The organism is Xanthobacter sp. BG11Y11_SDJG (assembly GCF_057364445.1).
Window position 1 is genome coordinate 1 of the sequence record NZ_JBNFNU010000352.1, and the last position, 4,407, is coordinate 4,407.

Consider the following 4,407-nt stretch of genomic DNA (forward strand, 5'->3'; position numbering starts at 1 on the left):
TCCTCGGCGCCTTCGCCGCGGTGGTGGCGGTGGCGCTGCTCTCCAGCCTTCCCGTTCTCGCCGCGGCGGCGCTCGGCGCCTTCCGCGCCTGGCGCTGGCGGCCGGGCCAGGTGCGGCGGCGCTGATCGCGGCGCCTGATCCATCTCGAAGGCTTCATGCTGGTGCTGCTCGCGCTCCTGCCCTTCACGGTGCCCGGCACGCCGCTGTTCGGCGCCCCGCCGCTGGTCGCCAGCACCGAAGGCCTCGTGCGGGCGGTCGAGATCCTGCTCAAGGTGAATGCCTGCGGCTTCCTCGTCTTCGCGCTGCTCGGCGGCCTCGAGCCGGTGCGCATCGGCGCGGCGGCGCTGGCGCTGAAGGCGCCGGAGCGCCTGGTGCAGTTGTTCCTTCTGGTGGTGCGCTATGGCGGGGTGCTGAGGGCCGAGACGACCCGGCTCCAGGAGGCGATGCGGGCGCGCGCGTTCGTGCCGCGCTCCTCGCTCGCCACCCGGTCGCTGCATACGTGGCGCACCTACGGCCACATGCTGGGCATGGTGCTGGTGCGCGCGCTGGAGCGGGCCGAGCGCGTCTCCGAGGCCATGCGCTGCCGCGGCTATTCCGGCCGGCTGCCGGTGCCTGCGGAGCGGCCCGCCTTCGGCCCCGCCGACCTCGCCTTCGCGCTGATGCTGGCGGCGGCGATCCTCGCCGCCTTCGCGGCGGAGCGCCTTTCATGAGCGTGCTCCTGGCGCTCGACGCTGTCACCGTGGCGCGCGGCGGGCGCACCGTGCTCGCCGGCGCCGACCTTCAGCTTCATGCCGGCGAGCGCCTCGCTTTGGTCGGTCCCAACGGCTCGGGCAAGACCACGCTGCTGCGCACCCTGGTCGGCCTAGAACGGCCGAGCGCGGGGCGCGTCGTCGCCTTCGGCGCGCAATGCCGGACCGAGGCGGATTTCCGCGCGGTGCGCCCGCGCGCCCAGCTCATGTTCCAGGACCCGGACGACCAGCTCTTCTGCCCCACGGTGATCGACGACGTGGCCTTCGGCCCGCTCAATCTCGGCCAGACGCGGGAGGACGCCTTCGCCGCCGCCCGGGCGGTGCTGGAGCGCATCGGCCTGCTGCACCTCGCCGAGCGGGTGACGCACCGGCTCTCCGGCGGCGAGAAGCGCCTCGTCTGCCTCGCCGCGCTGCTGGCCATGGCGCCCGATGCGCTGCTGCTGGACGAGCCCACCAACGACCTCGACGCGGACAACCGCGCCCGCCTGATCGACATCCTGCTGGGCCTCGACGCGGCGCTGCTGGTGGTCTCCCACGACCGCGACTTCCTGGAGCGCATCGCCACCCGCGCGGTGCTGCTGCGCGAGGGGGCCGTGCATCCGGCCCTGGTGCACCGCCATGTGGTGACGCAGGAGGAGATCCACATCCACGGCCTCGATGCCGCCCACCGCCATGGCGACGGCTGAGAGGCTTTACGCGGCGTCGCCGCTGGCCTACCTCGGATGACGGGGCGATCCGCCACCTCACCCGGCCATCCTGCCCCGCTGGAGAGGGCGCCATGCAGCGCGTGACCGTCACCCTGGACGAGGACCTTGTCGCCGAACTCGACCGCTTCATCGAGAGCCGCGGCTACCAGAACCGCTCGGAGGCGGTGCGCGACCTCGCCCGCTCGGGCCTGCGCCAGGCCGCCGAGGCGGCGGGGGAGGGTGAGGACGCGGTGGGCGCGTTGGTCTATCTCTACGACCACGAGGCGCGCAACATGTCGAAGCGCCTGACCGAGGCGCACCACATGCACCACGACATGTCGGTGTGCACGCTGCACATGCATCTCGACCACGACCAGTGCCTGGAGGTGGCGCTGCTGCGCGGGCCGACCCGCAGCGTCAGGCACTTCTCCGAGCGCCTGATCGCCGAGCGCGGCGTGCGCCACGGCCGCCTGGTCATGGTCCCGGTGGAGGCGCGGGCCGGCGGCGAAGGGCACGGCCACAGCCACGGCCCCCCACGGCCACCACCACCATCATCACGACGACGACACCGGGTCGTCCTCTGCGTGAGAGCGGGTCGCCGGGCGCTCCTCCCCTCTCCCCTTGCGGGAGAGGGGGCGGGGGTGAGGGGTGCGCGGGGCGTCGAGACAAGCCCCGAGTCGCTCGCGGCTGCGCCGCGATCCCCTCACCCCACCCTCTCCCACGCGGGGAGCGGGGCGCGAACGGCCGGGGCGGTCCTCAGTCTGCGTAGGAGGTCGAGGGACGAGGAAGGCGCCCCTGCGCACTTTGCCGCACCCTGTCGGCATCGGGCATACTCCGGCGTCCTTCGGACACAGCCACGGAGTCCAAGCCCATGATGTACGCCATTCTCTGCTACCACGAGGAAGACGTGGTCTGCGCCTGGACCAAGGAGCAGGACGACGCCGTGATGGCGCGGCTCGCCGTGGTGCAGGAGCGGCTGACCCGGGAGGGCAAGATGGGCGCCTCGCTGCGCCTCCTGCCCACCTCCGCCGCCACCACTCTGCGCAAGAGCCAGGAGCCGCCGCTGGTGATCGACGGCCCGTTCGCCGAGACCAAGGAGCAGCTTCTGGGCTTCTACCTCGTGGATGCGGACGACCTCGACGGGGCGCTGGAGATCGCCCGCGCGCTGGGCGAGGCCAATCCCGGCGGCGCGCTGGAGGTGCGGCCGGTGGGGCTTTTCGTTCCCGACATGCGGCAGGACGCCAAGGCCTGAGCCGCGCCGGCGCAGCCGATCACCGAAACCGCATGACCGACACCGCCATGACCGACACCGCCTTCATCCACGCCGCGCTCACCGCCGCCCGGCCGCAGGCGATGGGGGCGCTGCTGCGCTATTTCCGCGACCTCGACACTGCGGAAGAGGCCTATCAGGAGGCCTGCCTCAGGGCGCTGAAGGCGTGGCCGCAGAAAGGGCCGCCGCGCGATCCCGTGGCCTGGCTCATCCTGGTGGGCCGCAACGCCGCGCTCGACGGCAAGCGCCGCGCCGCCCGCGACGCGCCGCTGCCGCCGGACGAGGCGATCTCCGACCTCGACGACATCGAGGCGCCCATGGCCGAGCGGCTGGACGGCGCGCACTATCGCGACGACGTGCTGCGCCTGTTGTTCATCTGCTGCCATCCCGATCTGCCGCACACCCAGCAGATCGCCTTGGCGCTGCGGGTGGTCTCGGGCCTTACGGTGAAGCAGATCGCCCGCGCCTTCCTGGTCAGCGAGGCGGCCATGGAGCAGCGCATCACCCGCGCCAAGGCGCGCATCGCCAAGGCCGAGGTGCCGTTCGAGGCGCCCGGCGCGGTGGAGCGGGCGGAACGGTTCCAGACCGTGGCGGCCATGATCTATCTGGTGTTCAACGAGGGCTATTCCGCCGCCGCCGATCCCGCGCGGGCCGGCCTCAGCGAGGATGCCATCCGCCTCGCGCGGCTGCTGCTGCGCCTGTTTCCCGCCGAGCCGGAGATCATGGGCCTGCTGGCGCTGCTGCTGCTCCAGCACGCCCGTGCCCGCGCCCGCTTCGATGCCGGCGGCGAGCCGGTGCTGCTGGAAGAGCAGGACCGCGCCTTGTGGGACCGCGAGCGCATCATCGAGGGGCTGGCGCTGGTGGACAAGGCGCTGCGCCATCGCGCGCCCGGCCCCTATCAGGTGCAGGCCGCCATCGCCGCGACCCATGCGCGGGCAGCGCGGGCGGAGGACACGGACTGGGCGCAAATCGACGCGCTCTACGCGGCGCTGGAATTCATGCGGCCCTCGCCGGTGGTCACGCTCAACCGCGCGGTGGCGGTGAGCAAGGTGAAGGGGCCGGAGGCGGCGCTCGCCATGATCGCGCCGCTCGAGGGGCCGCTCGCGGGCTATTCCATTTCTTCGGCGCCAAGGGCGCGTTCCTGCTCCAGCTGGATCGCAACGCCGAGGCGAAGGTGGCCTTCGACATCGCCATCAGCCTCGCCGGCACGGCGGCGGAGGCGACCCAGATCCGCCGCTATCTCGACCAGGTCGCGGGCGAGGGCGCGGCGAAAAAGCGGTGGCCCTGTCGGCCCGGGCCCGGCCGGCGCGTCCTAGAACGGGCGCGCCCTCCGGCGCGCCGCGAAGGAGAGGGACCCATGGAGCAGACGGCGGAGAACCTGAAGGCCGGCATGGCGCCGGTGAAGGGTGGCGTGGTGCCCTATTTGCAGATCGATGGCGCCCTGAAGGCGGCCGAACTCTATGGCCGCGCGCTCGGCGCCGAGACGGTGGCGGCGCTTCCGCCCGACGAGAAGGGGCGCACCATGCACGTGCACCTCTACGTCAACGGCTCCTCCATCATGATGGCGATCCCAATCCCGAATGCGGCTACGAGCTGGAGACGCCGCAGGGCTATTCCCTGGTGCTGCAGGTGACCGACATCGACAGCCTGGTGGGCGCGCGCCCGCGCCGCCGGCTTCGAGGAGGTCATGCCGGTCCAGGAG

At 72.5% G+C, this 4,407-nt stretch carries 4 protein-coding genes and 2 pseudogenes; all 6 read left to right on the plus strand.

Translation table 11 applies throughout. The features are described from left to right. The first annotated feature begins 155 nt into the window (after positions 1-155). The 6 genes and pseudogenes from AC2W7M_RS20455 (at position 156) to AC2W7M_RS20480 (ending at position 4,338) form a co-directional block, all read left to right on the plus strand. Positions 156-710, plus strand: a complete 555-nt coding sequence (locus AC2W7M_RS20455; protein WP_486134470.1) for an energy-coupling factor transporter transmembrane component T family protein — start codon at positions 156-158, stop codon at positions 708-710. Then, positions 707-1,435, plus strand: coding sequence for an energy-coupling factor ABC transporter ATP-binding protein (locus tag AC2W7M_RS20460; RefSeq protein ID WP_486134471.1), 729 nt, complete (start codon positions 707-709; stop codon positions 1,433-1,435). The genes AC2W7M_RS20455 and AC2W7M_RS20460 overlap by 4 nt, the downstream gene beginning before the upstream one ends. Positions 1,436-1,527: 92 nt before the next feature. After that, positions 1,528-1,923: pseudogene (nikR, locus tag AC2W7M_RS20465) on the plus strand (nickel-responsive transcriptional regulator NikR); the annotation flags it as partial. A 383-nt stretch (positions 1,924-2,306) separates the two neighbouring features. Then, the gene (locus AC2W7M_RS20470; protein ID WP_486134473.1) at positions 2,307-2,687 is read left to right on the plus strand and encodes a YciI family protein; all 381 of its coding nucleotides are present in this window, start codon (positions 2,307-2,309) and stop codon (positions 2,685-2,687) included. 47 nt (positions 2,688-2,734) lie between these two features. Continuing rightward, positions 2,735-3,978 (plus strand): annotated as a pseudogene (locus AC2W7M_RS20475) (RNA polymerase sigma factor); the annotation flags it as partial. A gap of 84 nt (positions 3,979-4,062) precedes the next feature. Next, positions 4,063-4,338 carry a VOC family protein gene (locus tag AC2W7M_RS20480; RefSeq protein WP_486134475.1) on the plus strand — a complete coding sequence of 92 codons (276 nt, stop codon included), beginning with the start codon at positions 4,063-4,065 and terminating at the stop codon, positions 4,336-4,338. Positions 4,339-4,407: the final 69 nt, after the last annotated feature.